31 protein-coding genes and 1 riboswitch are annotated in these 25,742 nt (G+C 36.3%); of the genes, 26 read left to right on the top strand and 5 right to left on the bottom strand.

Going from position 1 to position 25,742, the window contains the following annotated elements; all coding sequences use genetic code 11:
* Positions 1–229 precede the first annotated feature (229 nt).
* The 9 genes from AC0NJG_RS10035 (at position 230) to AC0NJG_RS09995 (ending at position 8,105) form a co-directional block, all read left to right on the top strand.
* Entirely contained in the window at positions 230–2,014 is a 1,785-nt protein-coding gene (locus AC0NJG_RS10035; RefSeq protein ID WP_000416282.1) for an acyl-CoA dehydrogenase family protein, read from the top strand.
* 139 nt (positions 2,015–2,153) lie between these two features.
* The gene (locus tag AC0NJG_RS10030) at positions 2,154–2,876 is read left to right on the top strand and encodes an MBL fold metallo-hydrolase (RefSeq protein ID WP_087955017.1); all 723 of its coding nucleotides are present in this window, start codon (positions 2,154–2,156) and stop codon (positions 2,874–2,876) included.
* A 3-nt stretch (positions 2,877–2,879) separates the two neighbouring features.
* A complete protein-coding gene (locus tag AC0NJG_RS10025; protein ID WP_087955016.1) occupies positions 2,880–3,437 on the top strand; it encodes a TetR/AcrR family transcriptional regulator in 558 nt (185 codons plus the stop codon).
* A gap of 98 nt (positions 3,438–3,535) precedes the next feature.
* Positions 3,536–4,102, top strand: a complete 567-nt coding sequence (locus AC0NJG_RS10020) for a permease (RefSeq protein WP_088326914.1) — start codon at positions 3,536–3,538, stop codon at positions 4,100–4,102.
* Positions 4,103–4,565: 463 nt separating this feature from the next.
* Positions 4,566–5,279, top strand: coding sequence for a CPBP family intramembrane glutamic endopeptidase (locus tag AC0NJG_RS10015; RefSeq protein WP_087955014.1), 714 nt, complete (start codon positions 4,566–4,568; stop codon positions 5,277–5,279).
* A 146-nt stretch (positions 5,280–5,425) separates the two neighbouring features.
* A complete protein-coding gene (locus AC0NJG_RS10010; protein WP_001180555.1) occupies positions 5,426–5,611 on the top strand; it encodes a hypothetical protein in 186 nt (61 codons plus the stop codon).
* A gap of 13 nt (positions 5,612–5,624) precedes the next feature.
* A complete protein-coding gene (locus AC0NJG_RS10005; protein ID WP_001002987.1) occupies positions 5,625–5,873 on the top strand; it encodes a spore coat protein in 249 nt (82 codons plus the stop codon).
* A gap of 245 nt (positions 5,874–6,118) precedes the next feature.
* Complete coding sequence (locus AC0NJG_RS10000; protein WP_087955013.1) at positions 6,119–7,069, top strand: L-lactate dehydrogenase; 951 nt, start codon at positions 6,119–6,121, stop codon at positions 7,067–7,069.
* Positions 7,070–7,091: 22 nt separating this feature from the next.
* Positions 7,092–8,105: a PTS sugar transporter subunit IIC gene (locus AC0NJG_RS09995; protein ID WP_000666177.1), complete on the top strand. Its 1,014-nt coding sequence runs from the start codon at positions 7,092–7,094 to the stop codon at positions 8,103–8,105.
* 56 nt (positions 8,106–8,161) lie between these two features.
* Here AC0NJG_RS09995 and AC0NJG_RS09990 read toward each other — a convergent pair whose 3' ends face one another.
* A complete protein-coding gene (locus tag AC0NJG_RS09990) occupies positions 8,162–8,809 on the bottom strand; it encodes a phosphatase PAP2 family protein (protein ID WP_087955011.1) in 648 nt (215 codons plus the stop codon).
* Between the two features lie 143 nt (positions 8,810–8,952).
* Here AC0NJG_RS09990 and AC0NJG_RS09985 point away from each other — a divergent pair, with 143 nt between their 5' ends.
* Positions 8,953–9,480 (top strand): hypothetical protein, encoded by a 528-nt coding sequence (locus tag AC0NJG_RS09985; protein WP_087955010.1) that lies wholly within the window; start codon positions 8,953–8,955, stop codon positions 9,478–9,480.
* Positions 9,481–9,854: 374 nt separating this feature from the next.
* On the opposite strand, the gene AC0NJG_RS09980 is transcribed toward AC0NJG_RS09985, so the two are convergent.
* Positions 9,855–10,244, bottom strand: coding sequence for a hypothetical protein (locus AC0NJG_RS09980; protein ID WP_070807095.1), 390 nt, complete (start codon positions 10,242–10,244; stop codon positions 9,855–9,857).
* A gap of 136 nt (positions 10,245–10,380) precedes the next feature.
* Here AC0NJG_RS09980 and AC0NJG_RS09975 point away from each other — a divergent pair, with 136 nt between their 5' ends.
* The 4 genes from AC0NJG_RS09975 to gcvH all read left to right on the top strand — a co-directional run bounded on the left by AC0NJG_RS09975 (position 10,381) and on the right by gcvH (position 12,950).
* Positions 10,381–10,770 carry a hypothetical protein gene (locus tag AC0NJG_RS09975; protein ID WP_140168493.1) on the top strand — a complete coding sequence of 130 codons (390 nt, stop codon included), beginning with the start codon at positions 10,381–10,383 and terminating at the stop codon, positions 10,768–10,770.
* Positions 10,771–11,393: 623 nt separating this feature from the next.
* Complete coding sequence (locus tag AC0NJG_RS09970) at positions 11,394–11,633, top strand: DUF3937 family protein (protein WP_071722402.1); 240 nt, start codon at positions 11,394–11,396, stop codon at positions 11,631–11,633.
* 526 nt (positions 11,634–12,159) lie between these two features.
* A complete protein-coding gene (locus AC0NJG_RS09965) occupies positions 12,160–12,525 on the top strand; it encodes an arsenate reductase family protein (RefSeq protein WP_000218967.1) in 366 nt (121 codons plus the stop codon).
* Positions 12,526–12,566: 41 nt separating this feature from the next.
* Complete coding sequence (gene gcvH, locus AC0NJG_RS09960; protein ID WP_000026900.1) at positions 12,567–12,950, top strand: glycine cleavage system protein GcvH; 384 nt, start codon at positions 12,567–12,569, stop codon at positions 12,948–12,950.
* Between the two features lie 282 nt (positions 12,951–13,232).
* On the opposite strand, the gene AC0NJG_RS09955 is transcribed toward gcvH, so the two are convergent.
* Entirely contained in the window at positions 13,233–13,382 is a 150-nt protein-coding gene (locus tag AC0NJG_RS09955; protein ID WP_176398059.1) for a hypothetical protein, read from the bottom strand.
* Between the two features lie 67 nt (positions 13,383–13,449).
* Between AC0NJG_RS09955 and AC0NJG_RS09950 the strand changes: the two genes are divergently transcribed.
* The 12 genes from AC0NJG_RS09950 (at position 13,450) to sufB (ending at position 23,955) form a co-directional block, all read left to right on the top strand.
* Complete coding sequence (locus tag AC0NJG_RS09950; RefSeq protein WP_087955007.1) at positions 13,450–13,794, top strand: toprim domain-containing protein; 345 nt, start codon at positions 13,450–13,452, stop codon at positions 13,792–13,794.
* Between the two features lie 3 nt (positions 13,795–13,797).
* On the top strand, positions 13,798–14,106 hold the full coding sequence (locus tag AC0NJG_RS09945) for a thioredoxin family protein (protein ID WP_001998544.1): 309 nt from the start codon (positions 13,798–13,800) through the stop codon (positions 14,104–14,106).
* Between the two features lie 154 nt (positions 14,107–14,260).
* Positions 14,261–14,605, top strand: a complete 345-nt coding sequence (locus tag AC0NJG_RS09940; RefSeq protein ID WP_087955006.1) for a hypothetical protein — start codon at positions 14,261–14,263, stop codon at positions 14,603–14,605.
* Positions 14,606–14,730: 125 nt separating this feature from the next.
* Positions 14,731–14,838, top strand: a riboswitch (SAM riboswitch).
* 299 nt (positions 14,839–15,137) lie between these two features.
* Positions 15,138–16,163, top strand: a complete 1,026-nt coding sequence (locus AC0NJG_RS09935; RefSeq protein WP_088326906.1) for a methionine ABC transporter ATP-binding protein — start codon at positions 15,138–15,140, stop codon at positions 16,161–16,163.
* On the top strand, positions 16,156–16,821 hold the full coding sequence (locus tag AC0NJG_RS09930) for a methionine ABC transporter permease (protein ID WP_000359556.1): 666 nt from the start codon (positions 16,156–16,158) through the stop codon (positions 16,819–16,821). The genes AC0NJG_RS09935 and AC0NJG_RS09930 overlap by 8 nt, the downstream gene beginning before the upstream one ends.
* Before the next feature lie 24 nt (positions 16,822–16,845).
* Positions 16,846–17,658: a methionine ABC transporter substrate-binding lipoprotein MetQ gene (gene metQ, locus AC0NJG_RS09925; RefSeq protein ID WP_087955005.1), complete on the top strand. Its 813-nt coding sequence runs from the start codon at positions 16,846–16,848 to the stop codon at positions 17,656–17,658.
* A gap of 71 nt (positions 17,659–17,729) precedes the next feature.
* Positions 17,730–18,536: a methionine ABC transporter substrate-binding lipoprotein MetQ gene (gene metQ, locus AC0NJG_RS09920; RefSeq protein ID WP_087955004.1), complete on the top strand. Its 807-nt coding sequence runs from the start codon at positions 17,730–17,732 to the stop codon at positions 18,534–18,536.
* 238 nt (positions 18,537–18,774) lie between these two features.
* Entirely contained in the window at positions 18,775–19,560 is a 786-nt protein-coding gene (gene sufC, locus AC0NJG_RS09915) for a Fe-S cluster assembly ATPase SufC (RefSeq protein WP_061129185.1), read from the top strand.
* 15 nt (positions 19,561–19,575) lie between these two features.
* A complete protein-coding gene (gene sufD, locus AC0NJG_RS09910) occupies positions 19,576–20,868 on the top strand; it encodes a Fe-S cluster assembly protein SufD (RefSeq protein ID WP_087955003.1) in 1,293 nt (430 codons plus the stop codon).
* A complete protein-coding gene (gene sufS / locus AC0NJG_RS09905; protein WP_001020760.1) occupies positions 20,868–22,088 on the top strand; it encodes a cysteine desulfurase SufS in 1,221 nt (406 codons plus the stop codon). Before sufD ends, sufS begins: the two co-directional genes overlap by 1 nt.
* The gene (sufU, locus tag AC0NJG_RS09900; protein WP_000009523.1) at positions 22,078–22,509 is read left to right on the top strand and encodes a Fe-S cluster assembly sulfur transfer protein SufU; all 432 of its coding nucleotides are present in this window, start codon (positions 22,078–22,080) and stop codon (positions 22,507–22,509) included. Before sufS ends, sufU begins: the two co-directional genes overlap by 11 nt.
* Before the next feature lie 48 nt (positions 22,510–22,557).
* Positions 22,558–23,955 (top strand): Fe-S cluster assembly protein SufB, encoded by a 1,398-nt coding sequence (sufB, locus tag AC0NJG_RS09895; protein WP_001118827.1) that lies wholly within the window; start codon positions 22,558–22,560, stop codon positions 23,953–23,955.
* A 240-nt stretch (positions 23,956–24,195) separates the two neighbouring features.
* Here sufB and AC0NJG_RS09890 read toward each other — a convergent pair whose 3' ends face one another.
* Positions 24,196–24,924, bottom strand: a complete 729-nt coding sequence (locus AC0NJG_RS09890) for a VanZ family protein (RefSeq protein WP_474063011.1) — start codon at positions 24,922–24,924, stop codon at positions 24,196–24,198.
* Positions 24,924–25,253 (bottom strand): PadR family transcriptional regulator, encoded by a 330-nt coding sequence (locus AC0NJG_RS09885; protein ID WP_000356633.1) that lies wholly within the window; start codon positions 25,251–25,253, stop codon positions 24,924–24,926. Before AC0NJG_RS09885 ends, AC0NJG_RS09890 begins: the two co-directional genes overlap by 1 nt.
* Positions 25,254–25,742: the final 489 nt, after the last annotated feature.

Genomic DNA, 25,742 nt, shown 5'->3' with positions numbered 1-25,742 from the left:
TGGAAGCCCTGACGAAGAGGCGCTTTTTGCCTCACAGGAAGGGGTGAAACGACCGACTGTTCTAGCCACTGGAACTGGATTATGAAAAAAGTGGAGGCGGCTTGCTCAGAACGAGACGCTGCCAATGCAAAGAATGGAAGCAACAAAGGTTTATAAAAAATAAACGGGAGAGCCAGCTTCTTTCAAAACGGAAGAAGCGGCTTATGAAAATATGAAGGAGGAAATTTTCATGGAAAAAACAGTAGGAAATGCGGTTAAAGGCGGTAGCTTTTTAGTAGATGAGATTACGATTGATCAAGTGTTTACGCCAGAAGATTTTTCATCTGAGCATAAAATGATTGCAAAAACGACAGAGGACTTTATTGTAAATGAAGTTCTTCCAGAGCTTGAATATTTAGAGCAACATGAGTTTGATCGTTCTGTTCGTCTTTTAAAAGAAGCTGGGGAACTTGGTTTATTAGGCGCTGACGTACCAGAAGAGTATGGTGGAATTGGTCTTGATAAAGTAAGTTCAGCGTTAATCGCAGAGAAATTCTCTCGCGCTGGTGGCTTTGCAATTACTCACGGTGCTCACGTAGGTATCGGATCTTTACCAATCGTGTTATTCGGTAACGAAGAGCAAAAGAAAAAGTATTTACCATTACTTGCAACTGGTGAAAAATTAGCTGCATACGCATTAACAGAGCCGGGTTCCGGATCCGACGCATTAGGCGCAAAAACAACGGCACGTTTAAATGCAGAAGGTACACATTACGTATTAAATGGTGAAAAACAGTGGATTACAAACTCTGCATTCGCTGACGTATTTATCGTATATGCAAAAATTGATGGAGAGCATTTCTCAGCATTTATCGTAGAGAAAGACTACGCTGGTGTATCTACAAGCCCAGAAGAAAAGAAAATGGGTATTAAATGTTCTTCAACTCGTACGTTAATTTTAGAAGATGCGTTAGTACCGAAAGAAAATTTACTTGGTGAAATCGGTAAAGGTCATATTATCGCATTCAACATTTTAAATATCGGTCGTTATAAATTAGGTGTTGGTACAGTTGGATCTGCGAAACGTGCAGTAGAGATTTCAGCACAATATGCAAACCAACGTCAACAGTTCAAACAACCAATCGCTCGCTTCCCATTAATTCAAGAGAAACTTGCGAATATGGCAGCAAAAACATATGCAGCTGAAAGCTCTGTATATCGTACAGTAGGTTTATTCGAAAGCCGCATGAGCACATTATCTGAAGAAGAAGTAAAAGACGGTAAAGCAGTAGCAGCTTCTATCGCTGAATATGCAATCGAGTGCTCTTTAAATAAAGTATTCGGTTCTGAAGTACTAGATTATACAGTAGATGAAGGTGTTCAAATTCACGGTGGTTACGGATTTATGGCAGAGTACGAGATTGAAAGAATGTACCGCGATTCTCGTATTAACCGTATTTTCGAAGGAACGAATGAAATTAACCGCCTAATCGTACCAGGTACGTTCTTACGTAAAGCGATGAAAGGTGAATTACCACTTCTTCAGAAAGCACAAAAATTACAAGAAGAGTTAATGATGATGATGCCAGAAGAAGTAGGCGATGAGCCATTAGCACTTCAAAAATATTTAGTAACTAACGCGAAGAAAATCGGCTTAATGGTAGCTGGATTAGCTGCTCAAAAATACGGTAAAGCATTAGATAAAGAGCAAGAAATTCTTGTCAATATCGCTGACATCGTAAGCAATCTATACGCAATGGAATCAGCTGTTCTTCGTACAGAAAAAGCAATCAAAACAACTGGTCTTGAAAAGAATAAACAAAAAGTGTTATACACTGAAGTATTCTGCCAAGAAGCATTTAACGAAATCGAAGCAGATGCGAAAGAAACACTTATCGCAGTTGAAAACGGCGACATGCTGCGCATGATGTTATCATCATTACGTAAATTAACTCGCCACACACCACTTAACGTAATTCCGAAGAAACGTGAAATCGCTGCGAAAATTTTAGAAGATGAGCGTTACACAGTTTAATATCTATAAATAACAGTAGTCGTATAAACGACTACTGTTATTTTTTTTTGAAAAAAAGAAATTTTTAGTGACATAAAACTAATGCCATTAGTATAATAAAACTAATAGCATTAGTTTTCGTGAAAAGGGAGATGGGAATATGAGAATGATGCATGAAAAAACGGTATATCAATTGTCATTTTTGCCAAGAGTGTTTCCTGTAAATTGTTACTTTGTGGAGGAAGAAGATGGTTTAACTTTAATTGATGCTGCTTTGCCATATAGCGCAAAAGGGATTTTACAGGCGGCTGAGAAAATAGGAAAACCAATTACGAATATTGTATTAACACATGCACATGATGATCACATCGGTGCATTAGACGCATTAAAGGAAGTACTTCCTCATGTTCCAGTCTATATTTCTAAGCGAGACGCAAAGCTGTTAGAAGGAGATACGACGTTACAAAAGGATGAACCGAATATACCGATAAAAGGCGGTGTACCTAAAAAGGTAAAAACGGTACCTGATGTTTTATTGGAAGATGGCGACCGAGTTGGATCGCTTCTTGCGATTATGACACCGGGACATACGCCAGGCTCCATGTCGTTTCTTGATATAAGAAATAAAGCTCTGATTGTCGGGGATGCATTCCAAACAAGAGGAGGTATGGCTGTTTCAGGACAAATGAAATTTTGGTTTCCGTTTCCGGCGATGGCAACGTGGAGTAAAGAAGTTGCATTACAAAGTGCAGAGAAGTTAAGAGAATATGAGCCGTCCTTGCTTGCGGCAGGACATGGAAAAATGATAAACGATCCAGGGGCTGTCATAGAGCTTGCTATTAAGGAAGCGAAGCGGAATATAGAAAGTAGAAAAGAGGGTTAATTGATGTCACCGAGAATCGGACTTACATTACAGAAAATTGTAGAAACAGCAGCAGAAATTGCAGATACAAATGGAATACAAGAAGTAACGTTAGCTTCATTAGCGCAAACATTAGGGGTACGTTCCCCCTCGCTATACAATCATGTGAAAGGTTTACAAGATGTACGGAAACATCTTGGTATTTACGGAATCAAACAGCTGTATAACAGACTGGAAGAAGCGGCGGAAGGTAAACGGATGGATGAAGCAATTCATGCTTTAGGAGAAGCGTATGTAGCATTTGTCCGAAAACATCCTGGACTGTATGAAGCAACTTTTTTACGAGATGAAGAAGTAAGGAAAGCAGGTGACGGAATTGTAAAGCTTTGTCTTCAGGTTTTACAACAGTACGGCTTAGAAGGAGAGAATGCACTTCATGCGACACGTGGATTTAGAAGTATTTGTCATGGATTTGCGTCGATTGAACAGCAAGGTGGATTTGGTTTGCCGTTAGATTTGGATATAAGTTTACATGTATTATTGGAAACGTTTATCAAAGGGTTACATGGAATGAGAGAGTGAATAAGAAGCGAGAAAACATGAATTTGTTATTAATCATGCTTTTTGTATAGTAGGCTGCGATTTACTGGAGGCAAAATTGCAAAAGGATGTGATATGAAATGTTTGCAGGGCATTTTGGTTTAGCAGCAGTAGTGAAAACAAAGTCACCGAAACTACCACTTTGGGTTCTCATGTTAAGCACACAATTGTTGGATGTCATTTTTTTGCCGCTTTATGTTTTAGGAGTAGAGACAATTGAGTCTATTTATAGTAATGGTTATGGTGAAGCAATCATTCATGCGGATTATTCACACTCTTTAATAGGGGCACTGTTTATTGCTTTTGTTGCAGGGATAGTAGGTATGAGGTTTTGGGGCAAGCGGAGTGGTTTTGTTGTTGGTGCTGTAGTTTTTAGTCATTGGATTCTTGATTTACTTGTGCATCGTGCTGATTTGCCGTTACTTCCGGGGAATTACGGAGACTTACCTATGCTCGGTTTTGGATTGTGGCGATTTCCGGCTATTAGTATCATATTGGAATGTATTCTTATTGCAGTAGGTGGTATATTATACTTCCGATATATTGTTTCAAGTGCGGGCGCACAAAAGAAATTTATAGCACAAGTAACTGGTGGATTGGTAGTTGGATTATTAATTCTTTCGTTACTTATCAGTATAGTGTCTTGAATATGAATAGCCGGGAACCTTAGAAATGATTCTAAGGTTTTTTTAGTGCATATGATTCCAAAAGAATGGTAGGTTTTTCCTTATTAAATAATATTATTTAGCAGGTTTGAAAAATGTGTATATGGCTAAGGAAAGGCAAACGAAAATAAATGAGATTGGATCTTGATATGGACTAGGCTCAGAGCCCTTCTGGATTTCTGTAAGGAAGTCATGTGTTTTCATGTTCATTGCTCCTTTAACTAATAAGTTTTATATGATGCGAGGGTTATGGTGAATAGGAAGTGTTTTTTGAAATTTCATATAATAATTATTGCATAGCAATTCTATTCCTAAAACTATAAAATATAAAGTTTTTATAATATGTAAAATTGCATATTATTCTTTTTGTAAAATTTGTTATATTATCTTTATATTTAAATTAAAGGATTTTAATGATATAAATGAGAATAACTGGAGGGATACTGTGAGTAAAACAGTGTTAGAAGCGTATAGTGCGGAAAGAAAAATAGAGAATATAACATATAAAAATCTATTTGTAATGATAGCAATGATTATAGGGATTTCACTCCTAGGAGGATTATTCCTTGGTTTAGCCTTTGGGATTTATGGAGAAGAAGCATTAAGTACTAAATTAGAAGGATATTATTTGCTCTTATTCGATGCATCTGTTGTTGCTATCGTTTTATTAGCTTATAAACCGGTTCTTCATTTTATTAAATCTATTTGGGATTTATCCGTTTTGAAGAGTGGGAAGACATATTTATATCTATTAATTGGTTTTATTATCATTGCAGTATCACAATATTTAATGTTACATGTATTTAGTTTTGAAAGTGCAGCAGAACAAAAGGAACAATTAGGAAGTTTAAGCCTTCAAAATAGCATACAAAGTATTATATATGTGTTAAGTGTTGCTATCATTACACCGGTTAAAGAAGAAATTCTATTTCGAGGTATTTTATATCGATTTTTAGAAAAGAGATATAATTTTTTAGTTAGTATCATTATTTCTTCCTTCATTTTTGGAATTCTTCATGGAGGTCTTCTAATTACGGCAACGATTATGGGAATGGTATTTGCAATGTTATACAAAAAGACACAATCTATTATACCTAGTATTATTTTACATATTGTATGGAACTTACTTGTGAGTATAAGTATGATTGTATCTCTATAAAAATAAATACATAACCAGTATAAAAGATGAATGGCTTAGCTATTCATCTTTTATTTTGTATGCACGTGAAAAAGTTAATTTATGTATACAATCAAAAAATAGCTAAATACTAACAGTGAACGAATAAAGAAAGGTAGGAGTATTCTATGCAAAATTTAACAGAGCTTGAAGTAGAAAACTTACGTCATTTAATTGGTGGACATGCAACAATTATTAACAAGTTGGAGCAGTATGCACAGACGTGTACGGATCCACAACTGAAACAAATGCTACAAAAAGATGCGCAAGATGCACGAAATACGAAACAACAATTAATGACTTTCTTAGGATAGGAGGAAGCGAAAGATGAATGAAAAAGATATGGTAAATGATTATTTAGCAGGATTAAATGCAAGTTTAACAAGTTATGCAAACTATATCGCTCAGTCTGATAATGAACAGTTACACCAAACGTTAATTCAAATTCGTAATCAAGATGAAATGCGTCAACGTAATATGTATGAGTATGCAAAGCAAAAGAGTTATTACAAACCGGCAGCACCTGCAAATCCGATGATTGTACAACAATTAAAAAGCCAATTAAGTGCGGAATAACAGAAAAAAGAAAACGAGCGAATCTATTCGCTCGTTTTCTTTTTGTATATGTCAATAAATACATAATAAATATTTTTCCAGTTGTAACAAATATGACGTAAATGGAATATAACAATTCACAAAAAGGACAAAAACTTTGCTCAATATTTCACAAAGTATCCATGGTTTATATCGTGGGAATCTCTATAATTAGGAGTGTAAAGAACAAAAGAAATAGATTATATGATCAATTAGGAGAGATTGCTATGAAACGAAATACAAGAAAAATTGCAATTATCGGTACTGGATTAGTTGGATCAAGTTGTGCATATTCTATTGTGAATCAAGGCATTTGCGAAGAGCTATTATTAATTGATATAAATCATGAACGTGCAGTTGGGGAAGCGATGGATTTATCACACTGCATTAACTTTACAAATACAAGAACAAAAGTATATGCAGGAAGCTATGAAGACTGCAAAGATATGGATATTGTTATTATTACAGCAGGACCAGCACCAAAGCCAGGGCAAAGTCGCTTAGATACTTTAGGAGCGAGTGCAAAGATTATGGAAAGTGTTGTTGGTGGCGTAATGGAAAGTGGATTTGACGGTATTTTCTTACTTGCATCGAACCCAGTTGATATTATTACATATCAAGTGTGGAAATTATCTGGATTACCTAGAAATCGTGTGATCGGTACTGGTACATCACTAGATTCTTCTCGCTTACGAACAATTTTATCTGAAATGTTACATGTAGATCCTCGTAGTATTCACGGGTATTCATTAGGGGAACATGGTGATTCTCAAATGGTTGCTTGGTCGCACGTAACTGTTGGTGGAAAACCAATTCTGCAAATCTTAGAAGAACAAAAAGAACGATTTGGTGAAATAGATTTAGATGAAATCGTTGAGAAGACTGCAAAAGCTGGATGGGAAATTTATAAACGTAAAGGAACAACTTATTACGGAATCGGAAATTCTCTAGCATATATTGCGAGCTCAATCTTTAACGATGATTACCGTGTCATTGCTGTATCAGCTATTTTAGATGGTGAGTATGGTGAATATGATCTTTGCACAGGAGTACCAGCTATTATTACTAGAGACGGTATAAAAGAAATTGTAGAACTAAACTTAACAGAAGATGAAGAATCTCGATTCGCAAAATCAAACGACATTTTACGTGATTATATGAAAACAATTGGTTACTAACTTATAGGAGAAGGTGAAACAAATGAAGGAATATATAATGTCTCGTGTATTTAAAGCTTCTGCTGGAATTGCACAAGGTATTTTCGTATCCCTCGGAATTGGTTTACTGATCGAAAATATAGGAAGAATTGTTGATATTCCGTTGCTTATTACAATCGGAGTTGTTGCAAAATCACTTATGGCACCAGCAATTGGTGCCGGAATTGCTTTTATGCTTGGTGCAAACGGTCTTGTAATTTTCTCGGCTATGGTAGCTGGAGCAATTGGTGCCGGATCCATTTCAATTACTGAAGCAGGTCTAATTATTAAAACAGGTGAGCCAATCGGTGCATTATTAACAGCGACTTTAGCTGTATATATTGGTAAACGTTTAAGTGGAAAAACTGCGTTAGATATGATGCTCGTTCCATTTGCAGCAATATTAGGTTCTGGTTTAGTCGGTATTTGGTTATCTCATAATATTACTCCTGTTTTAAATACAGTTGGAGCATTTATTAAAGATAGCTCAGCTGGTAGCCCGTTCATCGCTTCTATCGTTATTGCGGTCGTTTGGGGATTATTACTTATCTCTCCAGCTTCATCAGCTGCGTTAGCGATCGCACTTAGCTTAGACGGTGTTGCAGGTGGTGCTGCTCTTGCAGGCTGCGTTGCTCAGTTTATCGGATTCTCTGTTATCTCAGCGAAAGAAAATAATTTAGGTGGCATATTAGCTCAAGCACTTTGTACTCCGAAAGTACAGTTGCCAAATATTACTAAAAATCCAATGATTCTCGTCCCAACTGTTGTCGCCAGTGCGATAGTTGGTCCAGTATCCGCATTAATTTTCCAACTGGAAGCAGGAAAAGAAATTGCAGGTCTTGGATTAAGTTCCCTTATCGCACCAATTAATTTAATTTCCAGCGAAGGATGGGAAGTTGTCCCAGCGATGGTAATCACTTATATCGTCATTCCAGTAGCTGTTTCTTATATACTTTACATTGCTCTTAAAAAAGCAGGTCGTATTCACTCTGGTGATATGACTGTACCGCAATCTTAACTTGAAAATCTCCCTTTATATAGAGAAAAGCAGACTGAGAAGCCACAGTCTGCTTTTTACATTTTTTGATTTTGTTTTACTGGAACACGTACGGTTTCTTTTGCTAATAAAAGTTGAACGCCGAAGTATAGTATGCTTGCAAGCGTCATTCCAGAAATGGCGTCTACAAATGCGTGTTGCTTCGTAAATAGCGTTGATAAAATAATAAGCGTACCGAAGAACGTAAGGATGTAATACTCAAATGCATGTTGTTCTCTACGTTTAAAGGCAGCTAGCATAATGACAAATGTAGTAAGAACGTGAATACTTGGGAAACAATTTACCGGTTGATCGATACTATAAATATAGCGGACTAGTTCGGAAAATACGTCTGATCCAACGACTGTTGGACGTGGTACAGTTGTCTGCCAAAAATAATAAATAGAAAAACAAGCAAGTTTTCCAAGAATGACACTACTTAAAGTGACATAATATTGCTTTCGATCTGCAAAGCAGTAATAAATAAGTGCGCCGTATAAGTAAGGAAACCAAAGTAAATAAGGGATAATAAATGCTTTCACAAATGGAATCCAATTATCTACTACAGTTGTGACATCTACTGCGTGTACAGCCGATTTATTTAATACATCGTAAAGGGGACTTACGAGTACGAGTAGAAGTATATAACTTAACGGAAGAAAAGATGAAAGTTTAAATTTCTTCATGATAATCTCCTATGTTTAGTAATGTAAGTAAATTCAATTGATTATAATATAGAAACGCAATTTGGGCTATCGATTTTGCTTACATTTTCTTGAATTCACCTTACGTTTTTGTCACTTGACTGAAAAGAAGGGGAGGGTGCTAAATGAAGCGTTTATCGTATTTCTTAGTTTTTATATTGATATGCCTAGCGAGTGCTGGGTGTGCAAAGGATAAAGAAGGAGAGAAATTAGAATATAACGGAAGAGCACTCGTAATTGGAGTTGTTGGAGAAAAACCGAAAGATACGTTTAGGAATGTAAAGTTTGAGGAAATGAAGTTAGAGGAACTGGAAAAGAAATCTAAGGAAGTAGATGGTTTTCTAATAATGAAAGATCACTTTCAAGAAGCCTCAACAGAGCAATATAAAAATGTATTTTTATCACTAAAGAAACCAGTGTTTTTTATCGGTTTACAAGATAAATCGTATTCGATTTTTATTACAAAAGGGATAGAGTATAACAGTGCCCGAAAAGATGTAAATGCTATGTACACGCAAGGGTTTGCAAATATCGGAAGTGGTGAAGGACAACAATGGGCAGTTGGTTTATCTAATGGCGGAAATACTGAAGAAAGCATTCATAATATGTATATCGTCGTATTTCAAACCATTGCAGATTATTTGAATAGATGAGAAAGAAGCCTGTAAACGAGGCTTCTTATTTTTTATGCAGAAGCACAGATAAAAATATGATTGAGAAGTTCATGCAAGCTTTACAACGTATGCGAGATGTAATGATACCGATTTATAATTTTATATCAGCTATTGCGGATTTAAATATAAATTTTTAATGAAGCTCATCCATTATTAGCTCGTTTTATTAAGGGGTGATAATGTTAGTTCCACATCTCCCTTTGTAATTGGTATTGGTTAGTGGCGTCTGCTTGAGCAGGAATTGCAGTAGGATATTCATATGCATATAAACACCTTTATTTATATACTCGTTTACTCTTTCTATATCTCATTACATCATAACGACTATGCCATAGTTATGTAATGGGTTTCTTTTAAAAATTAGTATTAAATATCTTAATTGAAGTGCACTGCATTTCTACCCATTCATTTTCTATATCTTGCTCGATTTCTTCTAAATCAATTAGTATTATACTATCGTAGATATGTAGTGTTGCTAAGTTATCCTCAACGTTATAATCTAGCTTAGCAATTACTTTAAAGCCTTTACTATTCTGAATTATTGCATTTGCATTTTTATCTGAAAAGGCTATATTTGTATTCCATATAAATTCATCATCTATATGTATTTCTACATTATAGTTTTCGTATTTTTCTGGCTTATCGCCATCCCACTCAGCGATAAATTGATTGCTATCTACTTGAACTAAAACTTTATATCCATCTAATAATTTGTCTGATATATCCACTATTTTAATATTCATTGCTTATTACTCCTTTTTATTTTTTATATGGTACTCTAACAAGGGGATTGTCAAGATTCATCACGTTATTTACGGGGGCATAGGTCCATTTTTCTTTATGAAAGAAAAAATGTAAATAAGAGGATAAGGGGGAATGATGTTGAAAATTATTAAAAATACATTATTATTTGTTCTATGTTTGGTGGTTCTTAGTGGTTGTTTTACAAGAGAGGGAACGATTGTTGGTGGTAAGGTTCATGGAGGTTCAAATAGTATAGATGGAAAGTATAAAAGTTTCACAGGTTTTGCAACTCAAGATATGGATGTAAAAAAAGGTGAAAGCTGGACATTTACCTTTGATGATAAAACTAAACAAGGAACCATAAAGGCTTATGTTTTAGATTCAAATGATAATACAATACTGGAAGTTAATAGTGGAAACAGTAAAAATAATATTAAAGTGTCTAAAGATGATACATATAAAGTTAAAATTATAACAGAAGAACATGGTGGAGAATTTGAAATATCATGGAAAAAAGAAAGGTAGTTAAGTTAATGAGTATCGGGCTATTATTATGTTCTTAGGATTCGGATATCTTCCAAAGAGATGGGGAAAAAGGAAAGTTTCAGAAAAGTTTCTGCAAGCAAAATTTGCGGATGAAGGAAAAGGGATTTTGATTATTACTTATGCTATAGATTTATATGTAATATCTATTCCTTTAAAAGTAAAGAAATATAATTCACTTTAATTTGTATTGAATATAGAAGTGATTATGCTATGAAAGTCATGTTTATTCATTGCTTTTCTTTGTAGTAATTTCTTAATTATGAGCTCAATAGTATCCATCCGTCGTAGTGTTATGCGGTGGGTTATTCATTAGGGTTAGTAGCCAGGAACAGGGATTTCCCCGTATTTCAAGGGCGGGGATTGACTATACAGTGGTTCAAATAATTTCGTTATTTATGGGATTATTTGTTGGGGTTGCTAAAGCCATTTTGTCCTACACTAGTAGGGCTTTTTTATTAACAGTAATTCCTCAAGATACACGAAATATGCAAATATGCATATTGTATTTATTTGGAATTTTTATGTGTTAAAATTAAATATAGAGATTTTTATATGTAATGAACTAAAATTAGAAATATCCAATGAATTTTGAGAGGTGTTACATGTTTAAAAACAAGAAATTAATTCGATTCGGTCTAACATTACTTGTATGTTTATTTGTAATTGATTTTACAATCAGTTATTTTCAAGCATATCTTGAATCAGCAGGTATTAAATGGATAGTATCAGAAACTTGGAGAACTATTTTGTTAGATGCCCCTGAAAGTATATTGGTTATTTTAGGCGCAATTGCTTTATATGATTTCACAAAAGAAACATCGCCAAAAGACGCATCTATTTAAATGCGTCTTTTTTCTTTGCAGTAATTTCTTTAACATCATGGAATACTCTCACTATTACGGCCAAAATCATTATTTCCTTTTATCTGTACGCCTTTGTCATGTGAATTATTTCTAGATTTTGTGACTAGGCTGAACTGGTTAAATAAACGTTTGTTTAAGATGTATGTTCGGTAGGAAGAAATCGATGGAGCTCAGGGGTGAACAAAGAAAAATAGTGGGTTAATCAAACGTTTGTTTAAGGGATATGTTCGGTAGGGAGAAATTGTTGCAGCTCAAGGGTGAACAAAGAAAAATAGTGAGTTAATCAAACGTTTGTTTAAGATATATGTTCGGCAAGGAATTGGGAAAGGATCTAAAAAATTTATAAATTTATTTTTTCTTAACAAATGGCGGAAAAATAAGAAAAATTTGCAGGATTATTAAAAATTATCACGAAATAAGTAAAAGTTTAGCGAATAATCGTTTGAAATAATAAAACGTTTTCTATATGATAAAGGTAAAGGTTAGTAAAAAAGTAGGTGAATTTATGACAGTAACATTTTATTCATATCCAAAGTGTGGCACATGTCAAAAAGCAAAGAAATGGTTTGAGGCAAACGATGTAGCATATGAGATGATTCATATTGTTGAAAATCCACCATCAAAAGAAGATTTACGTAATTTACATGAAAAAAGTGAATTACCATTAAAAAAATTCTTTAATACAAGTGGAATGCGTTACCGTGAACTTGGTCTGAAAGATAAGCTAAAAGATGCAAGTGAAGACGAAATGTACGAGCTTTTAGCATCTGATGGCATGTTGATTAAACGTCCAATTGTAACAGATGGAACGAAGGTAACACTTGGTTTTAACGAAGAGCAGTTTGAAAGTGTGTGGAAAAAGTACCAATAAGGTATTTTTACATAATTAATACATTCACTGGAGGTACAGTCATGAGCATTCCAAATAATTTACGTTACTCTGAAGAACACGAATGGGTAAAAACTGAAGGTAATGAAGTTGTTATCGGTATTACTCACTTTGCACAAAGTGAGCTAGGCGATATCGTATTCGTTGAACTTCCAGAAGTAGGTGCAACAATCGAAGCTGACGAGCCATTCGGAAGCGTAGAATCTGTTAAAACAGTTTCTGAATTATACGCACCTGTAAGCGGTAAAGTTGTAGCAGTAAACGAAGAATTAAGTGACCAACCAGAACTTGTTAACGAATCTCCATACGAGGGTGCATGGATGGTTAAAGTTGAACTTTCTGATGCAAGCCAAGTTGAGAAGTTATTAACTGCTGAAAAATATGCAGAAATGACAAACCAAGACTAATCATAGTCGACTAAAGGACAGCCTTTGTGCTGTCCTTTTTTATTTTGTGTTACATAATACATTTAAAATCGAGTGTAAATGAATAAGCTATTATAGGAATGAATGTTTTTCGGTAAGGTTTTATGGAACTTTACAACCTGAAAGAGCCGCTTGCGCTTTTCATTGTCCAGCTCCACCTCCTAGCCCTTCATGTCTAAGAACCTTCCGCACGAGAAGACAAAAAGCGTCTTCTGTGCGAAAGAACCTTAGCCAACAGGGCTAAGCAGTCGGTCTCGCTTTTCTTTATGATCCAGCTCCAGCGGCTAGATTGTTCGGTGGCTTCGCTTCTTCCTGCAAGGCAAAAAGCGCCTTTACGTCAGAAGCTCCATCCCCCTCACAATCTGAACGAGCCGCTTCCGCTTTTCTTTTGCAAAAATAAACAGGAAACAACATGAAAATAACGAATATACTATATACTAAGTTAAAGGTTGTATAGTATATGGTGATCGGGTGATGACATATGGTTTATGTAGAAAAAGTCATTATTGTAGAAGGTACATCAGATAGAAGAAAGATTGAATCTATTATTCGTGAACCGGTGGAAATTGTTTGTACAAATGGTACAATTGGTTTGTCGAAAATGGATGAGCTCATTGATCAGTTTTTTGATAAGGATGTGTATGTACTAGTGGATGCTGATGATGCTGGAGAAAAGTTAAGGAAACAATTCCGTAAAGAATTTCCGCAAGCAGAGCATATTTATATTGATCGCTCGTACAGAGAAGTGGCAACTGCGCCATCTTCACACTTAGCAAATGTATTATGGGGAGCTGACATTGACGTTTATACAGAATATTTACGGTAAGGAATGATAGAAGTGATTGACTGGACAGGAGCCGAAGCTACAGCCCTAATAGAGAATGAAGAAAAAACAGTGTTATATGTATATACTCCAATGTGTGGAACATGCCAATTAGCAAAAAAGATGTTAACGGTTGTTGAGATGACAATTGAAGATTTGAAAATTGGAATGTTGGATTTAAATTATGCTCCGCATTTCGCGAAAGAGTATGGAATCGAAAGTGTACCTTGTTTACTTGTTTTTGAAAATGGGACACTGATGAAGAAGATATACGCATTTCATTCGGTTGAATATTTATATACGGAATTAAAGTAGGCGGCAAAGTTTTTGCCGCCTCGACATATTTCTCGGGAAATATGTCGAGATGCAGGGTGGTTACAGTATTTGTCGAGCGAAAGTAACAGGATTGCTCTTTAGTGAGAGGGAATGGTATGTGTAATAGAAAGTGATATGAAGGATGTGATTTAGAGTGGAATTATATTCTTTGCTGCAATCATTTGTAAATTACGCTAATGGTCAATATCATTTAGAGCCGCTTTTAAGACAAGGAGAAAAAACTGTTAATTTCCGCTTTGGAGATGAAAGTTGTTCATTACAAATTTCAAGAGATTATATAGAGCTGTTGAAAGAAGAAAGAGGAACGGAGCAAATCGTTTGTGCAGATGAAGAAGATGTAAAACAATTAGTGAATGGTAATGTACGATTGCAAATGTTAATGAATGATGGACGTGTACAATATTCGGGAACGTATCGAACGATGCTATTAGTTGAATCGATGTTTCATATATGTAAACCGATGTCAGTAGGTGCTTAAAATTCTGAAGTTTCATTTTTTGCGAAAATTTCTGTTGACATGGTGTGTGGATATTGATACAATTCAATTCATAAAATATAGACAATTTCATAAATTACAAATCAGACGAAAATGTAATCTGATTTCTCTTATCAAGAGAGGTGGAGGGACTGTGCCCTGTGAAGCCCGGCAACCGTCAACTTATGTTGAAATGGTGCCAATTCCTGCAAAGCAAATGCTTTGAGAGATGAGAGAGAGGGATAATGTTGTTATATACGCACATAAACCTTTCTGCTTCTCTAAAGCGGAAAGGTTTTTTTGTTGTTTGAATGTGGAGGACATTCAAATAATAAAAGTAGTGATAATGGTGGACTACACGCATTAAACATAAAAAATTGCGGAGTCGACCAAAAATCTAGCTCCAGCGGCTAGAACAGTCGGTCGTTTCATCCCTTCCTATGAGGCAAAAAGCGCCTCTACGTCTGGGATTTGGGCGCCCTCTTGTTCTAAGCGAGCCGCTTACGCTTTTTATTAAAAAAAGGGGTGATACACCATGATTCTATTAGAGAATGTAAAGAAAATATATAAAGCAAAAAGCGGTGATGTCACTGCTGTAGATAATGCCAATTTAAAAATAGATAAAGGTGAAATATTTGGTGTTATCGGATATAGTGGCGCTGGAAAAAGTTCTTTAATTCGATTATTCAATCAGTTGGAGAAACCAACTTCTGGCCAAATTACAATTGCAAATCGTGTCATTTCAGCAATTACAGGAAGCGAACTTCGTAAGGCAAGGCAAGAAATCGGAATGATCTTTCAGCACTTCAACTTACTTTGGTCACGAACTGTACGTGAAAATATCGAGTTCCCACTTGAAATTGCAGGTGTTGATAAGGCGAAGAGAAGAAAACGCGTGGATGAGCTAATTCATCTTGTTGGATTAGAAGGGAGAGGAGACGCGTACCCATCTCAGCTGAGTGGAGGCCAAAAGCAACGTGTTGGGATTGCAAGAGCGTTAGCTAACAATCCGCAAGTACTTTTATGTGATGAAGCAACGTCAGCTCTTGATCCAGAAACGACAGATCAAATTTTAGATTTATTATTAGATATTAATAAACGTCTCGGTTTAACGATTGTACTTATTACACATGAGATGCACGTAATTCGAAAGATTTGTAATCGTGTTGCAGTAATGGAGAAAGGGAAAATTGTAGAAACAGGTCCAGTACTTGATGTGTTCCGTAATCCACAGCAAGACATGACGAAACGATTTGTACAGCAGTTAACGGATTCTGAAGATACAAATGAAACGATTGAAAGTTTAATTGAAAAATATCCAGATGGAAAAGTAGTTCGTTTGCAGTTTATCGGTGAAGCGGTAGAAAGACCAGTACTTCAAAGATTAATGCAACGCAGTGATATAGAAGTTAGCATTTTGCAAGGAAATATCGCACAAACGAATAACGGCTCTTACGGTAGTTTAGTTGTTCATTTAAATGGTGAGGAAACAGCGATTCAGCAAGCAATAGAGGGAATACATCAAGATCAAGTAGAGCTGGAGGTGATTGCACATGGATAAGTTACTCACAAATGTTGATTGGAATCAAATGTTAGAAGCAACTGGTGAAACGTTATATATGACGGCAATCGCCGCTCTTGCCACATTTGTTTTAGGACTCATTTTAGGATTGTTACTCTTTATGACAGCGAAAGATAATTTATGGGAAAACAAAGCGGTTAACACAGCGATTGGAGCGTTCGTAAACATTTTTCGCTCGATACCGTTCATCATTTTAATTATTTTATTAATTCCATTCACAAAGATTTTGCTTGGAACAATTCTTGGAGCGAGTGCTGCGCTTCCAGCTTTAATTATTGGAGCGGCACCATTTTATGCAAGAATGGTTGAAATTGCACTTCGTGAAATTGATAAAGGGGTAATTGAAGCTTCAAAGGCGATGGGAGCAAAAACAAGCACAATTATTTTGAAAGTGTTAATTCCAGAATCGTTACCAGCGTTAGTATCTGGTATTACGGTTACGACAATTGCTTTAGTGGGCTATACAGCAATGGCGGGAGTTGTTGGTGCTGGTGGACTTGGAACACTTGCTTACTTAGAAGGATTCCAACGAGGGAATAACGATGTAACAATCGTTGCGACAATTTGTGTATTACTAGTTGTATTTTTCATTCAGTGGATTGGTGATCGTGTAACGACTCGAATAGATAAACGATAATAAACAAACGGGAGGATGTTTCAAATGAAAAAATTATTACTTACAGCATTGATTTCAACTTCAATTTTTGGGTTAGCTGCTTGTGGCGGAAAAGATAAAGATGAAAAGAAACTTGTTGTGGGGGCTTCTAACGTACCGCACGCTGAAATTTTAGAGAAGGCAAAACCGTTACTTGAGAAAAAAGGAATTGAATTAAAAGTGAAAAAATTCCAAGATTACGTTTTACCAAATAAAGCGTTAGCGGATAAGGAATTAGATGCAAACTACTTCCAGCACATTCCGTATTTAGAAAAAGAAATGAAAGATAAAAAATATGATTTTGAAGTAGCAGGAAAAATTCATTTAGAACCGATTGGTGTATATTCTCAAAAATATAAGAGCTTAAAAGAACTTCCAGACGGAGCGACAATTATTATGAGTAATTCAGTTGCTGACCATGGACGTGGTTTAGCAATTTTACAAAAAGAAGGTATTTTAAAAATTAAAGACGGAGTAGATCCAGTTAAAGCAACTCCAAAAGATATCGCGGATAACCCGAAAAACTTGAAATTCAAAACAGATATCGAGCCTGGTTTATTACCACAAGTGTATAACAATAAAGAAGGCGACGCTGTTTTAATTAACTCGAACTATGCAATTGATGCGAAGTTAAACCCAGAAAAAGATGCAATTGCAATTGAAGGAAATGATTCACCGTACGCAAACGTAGTAGCTGTTCGTAAAGGTGATAAAGATAAGAAAGAGATCAAGGCTCTTGTAGAAGTATTACATTCTAAAGAAATTGAAGACTTTATTAACAAAGAATATAAAGGAGCGGTTGTTCCTGTAAAAGAATAATTGCTGCAAAGGGTTGGTGTATGCCGGCCCTTTTTATAACTACATAACTATTGGGGAGAAGGGGACATCATATGAAAAAGATTTTACTGTCAGTTGTTACAGCACTATCTGTATTTACATTAGCTGCTTGCGGGGGAAAAGATGAGAATAAGCTTGTTGTTGGAGCTTCTAACGTGCCGCACGCTGTTATTTTAGAAAAAGCACAGCCAATATTAGAGAAAAAGGGTATTAAATTAGAAATTAAAAAGTTCCAAGATTATGTGTTGCCGAATAAAGCGTTAGCGGATAAGGAAATTGATGCGAACTACTTCCAACACATTCCGTACTTAAATAAAGAAATTCAAGAAAAGGGATATAAAATTGTAAACGCAGGAAAAATCCATTTAGAGCCAATGGGCATTTATTCTAAGAAATATAAAAGCTTAAAAGACTTGCCGGATGGCGGGACAGTGATTATGAGTAATAACGTAGCGGAGCGTGGCCGTATGCTAGCATTGTTACAAAAAGGCGGCGTTATTAAACTTAAAGACGGAGTAGATGTTGTTAAGGCGACAGTAAAAGATGTTGTAGAAAACCCGAAACACTTAAAGTTTAAAACAGATGTAGAGCCTGGTCTTTCACCAAAGTTATATGAAAATAATGAAGGCGATGCTTTATTTATTAATTCGAACTATGCAATTGATGCGAAATTAAATCCAACAAAGGATGCAATTGCCATTGAAGGATCAGACTCTCCGTATGCAAATATTATTGCAGTTCGTAAAGGTGACGAGAAGAAAAAAGAAATTAAAGAGCTAGTAGAAGTACTGCATTCAAAAGAAATTCAAGATTTTATTAATAAAGAATATAAAGGTGCGGTACTTCCGGTAAGTGAATAAATATAAGGAAAGGACTGGAAAATTACCAGTCCTTTTTTCTTTATATAAATAAGAAGAAAGGTGTATCATAGAAAGATGTGAAGGAAATACTTATATACATTTGTGAAAAAATTGTTACTTTTTTTCGTCGTTTGCGATATCATTTTATTTGATATAAAATTAGAATGAGAATAAAATGAGAATATGAACGTTTTAGGAATTTTTAAAATGTATATATAGGATTAATGGAGGTATTGAGATGGCTGGTTCTACATTAACGGTTAAAGACTTACACGTATCAATTGATGGCAAAGAAATTTTAAAAGGTGTAAACCTTGAAGTAAAAGGTGGAGAAATCCACGCAATTATGGGACCTAACGGAACAGGTAAATCAACTTTATCTTCTGCAATTATGGGTCACCCAAAATATGAAGTAACAGAAGGTAGCATCATCATCGACGGTGAAGATGTATTAGAAATGGAAGTAGACGAGCGCGCACAAGCAGGTCTATTCCTAGCAATGCAATATCCAAGTGAAATTAGCGGAGTAACAAACGCTGACTTCTTACGTTCTGCAATTAACGCACGTCGTGAAGAAGGCGATGAAATTTCTCTTATGAAATTTATCCGTACATTAGATAAAAACATGGAATTCCTAGAAATGGATCCAGAAATGGCACAACGTTACTTAAACGAAGGTTTCTCTGGCGGTGAGAAAAAACGTAACGAAATTCTTCAATTAATGATGATTGAGCCAAAAATCGCAATCTTAGACGAAATTGACTCAGGTCTTGATATCGATGCATTAAAAGTTGTATCTAAAGGTATTAACGAAATGCGCGGCGAAGACTTCGGTTGCCTAATGATTACGCATTACCAACGTTTATTAAACTACATCACTCCAGACTTCGTTCACGTTATGATGAACGGTCGCATCGTTAAATCTGGTGGCCCTGAGCTTGCACAACGTCTAGAAGCGGAAGGTTACGACTGGATTAAAAAAGAATTAGGTATTGAAGACGAAACAACAGAGCAAGAAGCGTAAGAGAGGAGCATAAACATGACAATCGGTACATTACCTTTCGATCAAGAAACAATCCGTCAACGCGCAAGCGAAGTAAACGAAGCAGCTTGGTTGACTGAGTTCCGCTTACAAGCTCTTGCACAAGCAACTGAACTTCCAATGCCAACGCCTGATAAAACGAAAATTGACAAATGGGACTTTATCGGAAAAGGCGACGCTGCTAAGCAAGAGCCTGTAAGTTCTTTAACAGAGCTTCCAGAAGCAGTGAAAAACTTAATCGATGAAAATAACAGCGTATTAGTGCAACGTACTGGTACAACTGCATTCGTTTCTTTAGCAGACGAAGCAAAAGAAAAAGGTGTTATTTTTACAGACATCGTAACAGCTGCAACAGAGCATGCTGAACTAGTACAAAAGTACTTAATGAAAGACGGCGTGAAGGTAGACGAGCATCGTCTAACTGCACTTCATGCTGCATTAATCAACGGCGGTGCATTCATATATGTTCCGAAAAACGTTGTTCTTGAAACTCCACTTCAAGCTGTATTCTTAGTAGACGGCGAAGAAGCTAACGTATATAACCACGTATTATTCGTAGCTGATGCGAACAGTACTGCAACTTATGTAGAAAACTACGTTGCAAATGAAAATGCTAAAGGTATTGCAAATATCGTAGCAGAAGTAATCGTGGAACAAGGCGCACAAGTGAAATTCGGTGCGGTTGATCTATTAGCAAAAGACGTAACAACTTACGTTAACCGCCGTGGTATTGTTGGACGCGACGGCCGTGTTGATTGGGCTCTAGGCCTTATGAATGACGGAAACACAATTTCAGAGAACGTTACAAACTTAATGGGCGACGGTTCATATGCTGATACAAAAACAGTAACAATTGGCCGTGGTAACCAAACGCAAAACTTTACAACTAAAGTTGTTCACTTCGGTAAACACTCTGAAGGTTGGATTTTAAAACACGGTGTACAAAAAGATAGTGCAACATCTATCTTTAACGGAATTGGTAAGATTGAACACGGTGCATCTAAATCAAATGCACAACAATCTTCTCGCGTTCTTATGTTAGATGAGAAAGCACGCGGTGATGCAAACCCAATTCTTTTAATTGACGAAGATGATGTAATGGCAGGTCACGCAGCTTCAGTAGGTCGCGTAGATCCAACTCAACTATACTACTTAATGAGCCGTGGTATTCCAAAACGCGAAGCAGAACGTTTAGTCATCCATGGATTCTTAGCACCTGTAGTTAATGAGCTTCCAATTGAAGGAGTAAAAGCACAGCTTGTTGAAGTAATTGAAAGGAAAGTTCGCTAATGAATATTCATGAAATACGCAAACAGTTTCCAATTCTTGATCAAAAAGTGAACGGCAAACAACTTGTTTATTTCGATAGTGCAGCAACTTCTCAAAAACCAATTCAAGTCATTGAAACGTTAGAGCGTTACTATAAAGAATACAATTCTAACGTGCATCGCGGTGTTCATACGCTCGGTACGAAAGCTACCGACGCGTATGAAGGTGCACGTGAGAAAGTTCGCAAGTTTATCAATGCGAAATCAATGGAAGAGATTATTTTCACACGCGGAACGACAACTGCATTAAATACAGTAGCAGCTAGCTATGGTCTTGAAAATGTAAAAGAGGGCGATGAAATCGTTATTTCTTACATGGAGCACCATAGTAATATTATTCCGTGGCAACAAGTTGCGAAGAAAACTGGTGCAACTTTAAAATATCTTCCGCTTCAACCAGATGGGACAATTTCAATAGAAGATGCTCGTCAAACAATTACACCGAATACAAAAATCGTTTCTATCATGTATGTTTCTAACGTACTTGGAACGATTAACCCTGTAAAAGAAATCGGAGCAATTGCACACGAAAATGGCGCAATTATGGTCGTTGACGGTGCACAAAGTACACCTCACATGAAAGTGGATGTACAAGATTTAAACTGTGATTTCTACGCATTATCTGCTCATAAGATGTGCGGACCTACAGGTATCGGCGTATTATATGGTAAAAAAGAATTGCTAAACAATATGGAGCCAATTGAATTTGGTGGTGAAATGATTGATTTCGTAGATTTACAAGAATCTACTTGGAAAGAGCTTCCGTGGAAGTTTGAAGCAGGTACACCGATTATCGGTAATGCAATCGGACTTGGTGCGGCAATTGATTTCCTAGAAGAAATCGGTCTTGATAATATTGAAAAGCATGAGCATGAATTAGCGCAATACGCTTTAGAAAGACTATCAGAAGTAGATGGCGTTACAATTTATGGTCCAAAGCATCGCGCAGGTCTTGTTACATTTAATATTGAAGACGTACATCCTCACGATGTTGCGACTGTATTAGATGTAGAAGGCATTGCAGTTCGCGCAGGACATCACTGTGCACAACCGCTTATGAAGTGGCTAAAAGCTTCTTCAACAGCACGTGCGAGCTTCTATTTATATAATACAAAAGAAGAAATTGATACATTTGTTGACTCGCTAATCAAGACAAAGGAGTATTTCACAAATGTCATTTAATAATTTAGATACGTTATATCGTCAAGTTATTATGGATCATTACAAAAATCCTCGTAACCATGGCGTATTAGAAGATAGTGTTACCGTTAACTTGAACAATCCAACTTGCGGTGATCGTATTCAACTTACGATGAAAGTAGAAGAAGGTATTGTGCAAGAGGCGAAGTTTGAAGGCGAAGGATGTTCAATCTCAATGTCTTCAGCTTCAATGATGACACAAGCAGTAAAAGGTAAGAAAATTGAAGAAGCACTTCAGCTTTCGAAAATTTTCTCTGACATGATGCTAGGAAAAGAGTACGATGACAGCATCGATTTAGGAGATATTGAAGCATTACAAGGCGTATGCAAGTTCCCTGCACGTATTAAATGTGCAACATTAGCGTGGAAAGCGTTAGAAAAGGGCTTAAACGAAGATAAGTAATGTTAAAGGTTCCTAAAAACGAGGTTATCTAAGGAGGGACACACCAACATGGCGAAGCAACTGCCAGATATCGGCGATTATAAATATGGTTTCAAAGACAAAGACGTTTCGATTTTCCGTGCTGGACGCGGTTTAACAAAAGAGATCGTTGAAGAGATTTCACGTATGAAAGAAGAACCACAGTGGATGTTAGACTTCCGTTTAAAATCACTGGATAAGTTCTACGAAATGCCAATGCCACAATGGGGCGGCGACTTAAACGACTTAGATTTCGATGAAATTACGTACTACGTAAAACCATCTGAGAAATCTGAGAAGTCTTGGGATGAAGTACCTGATGAAATTAAAGCAACATTTGATAAATTAGGTATTCCAGAAGCTGAGCAAAAATATTTAGCTGGTGTATCTGCACAGTACGAATCTGAAGTTGTATACCACAACATGAAAGAAGACCTAGAAGCTCTAGGAATCGTCTTCAAAGATACAGATAGCGCATTAAAAGAGAACGAAGATATTTTCCGTGAGCATTTCGGAAAAGTAATCCCACCAACAGACAACAAATTCTCTGCATTAAACTCTGCAGTTTGGTCTGGTGGATCATTCATCTACGTTCCAAAAGGTGTGAAAGTTGATACACCACTTCAAGCGTATTTCCGTATTAACTCTGAAAATATGGGACAATTCGAGCGTACGCTTATCATCGTAGACGAAGGCGCACACGTACACTACGTAGAAGGTTGTACAGCACCTGTTTACACGACTAACTCACTTCATAGTGCGGTAGTAGAAATCATCATTAAGAAAGATGCTTATTGCCGTTATACAACAATCCAAAACTGGGCGAACAACGTATACAACCTAGTTACAAAACGTGCGGTTTGTGAAGAAAACGCAACGATGGAATGGATTGACGGTAACATCGGATCTAAATTAACGATGAAATACCCAGCAGTTATCTTAAAAGGCGAAGGCGCTCGTGGTTTAACATTATCTATCGCGATTGCTGGTAAAGGCCAACACCAAGATGCTGGTGCAAAAATGATTCACTTAGCACCAAACACGTCTTCAACAATCGTTTCTAAATCGATTGCGAAGCATGGTGGTAAAGTAACTTACCGTGGTATCGTACACTTCGGACCAAAAGCGAAAAACTCTCGCTCTAACATCGAGTGTGACACGTTAATCATGGATAACCAATCTACATCTGATACAATTCCTTACAACGAAATCAAAAACGATTACGTTTCACTTGAGCACGAAGCGAAAGTATCAAAAGTATCAGAAGAACAATTATTCTACCTAATGAGCCGCGGTATTTCTGAGCAAGAAGCTACAGAAATGATCGTAATGGGCTTCATCGAGCCATTCACTCGCGAACTTCCAATGGAATACGCAGTTGAAATGAACCGCCTAATCAAGTTTGAGATGGAAGGTTCTATTGGTTAATAGATAAAGTAGAAGCGCCCTGCTGTGCAGGGCGCTTTTTTATGTTGTGTGAGCTGGGTTTGGGGTGGGGTTAGCCGAGATACCTAGGTGGGTTTCTGGCTAACTATATCAGCGATTTTTCAAATATATCGATCACAACTCGGAATATATCGGCGATTATTTCAATATATCGACGATTCGACAAGGAATATCGACTTATCAACAAATTACGACAGGAAGAACAGGCCGTATACCCCGAACCTAAATCGTATCCACCTTATCCACAGATTTAACACGTTCCCAAATATACTTCATCCCAACAAAAGAACCATACCCAATTAAAGCTCCTAGCATATTGAGTATGATGTCATCAATATCGAAAACACCAGTAAAGGTAAGGAGTTGTAACGATTCAATTAATAAAATAAACTTAATAAAAATTTTGGATGCTATTTTTACATTGTTAATTTGTTTAAATAATAAAGGTAGCAGGAAGCCGAATGGGATAAATATGATGACGTTTCCTAATGTATTCATAAGTACGATGTCTAGATTATAAGAATCAAATTCAGTTAAATAGCGGATTGTACTTTTGAAAGGAACTAAGTTTATTAACCCACCGTGTATAGCATGCCAGTCACCTGTTTCAAAGAAGTACTTCAGATTACCAAAGTAAAAAGCTGACCTCCCGAGCAATAGTTTAAATAATAAAACAAATGAATAGGGTAAAAACAATCCCCAACCAATCCACTGTACATATTTTTGCGTAGAAGATTGCATCGCTTTTTCAATTTCGGTTCCTAAAGTTGAGGCTTCTCCAAAATTTTGAATGGCTAATGCAGTAGCTTCTTCTTCAGGTTTTCCTTGATCGAGAAATTCTTGTTTTAAACTTGTAAGATGATCGTAAATTTCGAAGTATAGTTCGTCTCTATCAGATTGGGATAGGTTTGTTTTTTGAACGATACTCTTTATGTATTTTTCAATCGTCATTAATTTAAAGCTCCTTTCTGACAAGTTTTAATAAGAGCTGTAACTGAATCCCACGCTGTTAGTTTTTCTTCTAAAATTTTCTTTCCGTTCGTAGTAATGCGATAAAATTTTCGTTTCATACCCGTTTCAGATTCACCCCAGTAGGAATTGATTAAATCCTTTTGCTCCAGACGTTTGAGTGCTGGATAGAGTGTACCTTGGCTCATTGTGTATAAATCATTGCTGTTTTCTTTTAGCTTTTGAATAATTTCATATCCGTACGTATCATGCTGTTTAATGATGGAGAGAAGTAAAATATCAATACTTCCTTTTAATATCTCTTTATCCATTTTATGGTTCACCACCTTATAATGAGATTGTAACACGACATATGTCGTGTTACAAGGTATATGTGCATGAGTATACCCCTGCTAGTATATATTGAAATATATCAGCGATTTTTCAAATATATCGATCACAACTCGGAATATATCGGCGATTATTTCAATATATCGACGATTCGACAAGGAATATCGATTTATCAACAAATTACGACATAGTAGAGCGGGCGTATACCCCTCAATATTTAGATGATATGCATGAAGTGGCCGAATGGAAGTAGTTGAGGCTAAGATACTGACAAATCCCCACAAGGAACCCCACCAAACTCCTTGTAAAACACTCAACAAACTTTCTGACAAATCCCCCCGTTCTACCAACTAACCCAACAACTAAAAAAAGAAAGTTTCTCATATGAAAAAGGGCAATCTTTTGCTTTTTCTCACAATGCGAGTACAATGTAAAATAGCAAGAAAAGACGAAAAGTATTTACAGGATTA

The organism is Bacillus sp. SSR7 (assembly GCF_055902415.1).
The sequence above is the reverse complement of the archived record's forward strand: the minus strand, read 5'-3'. Positions and strand labels throughout refer to the sequence as shown.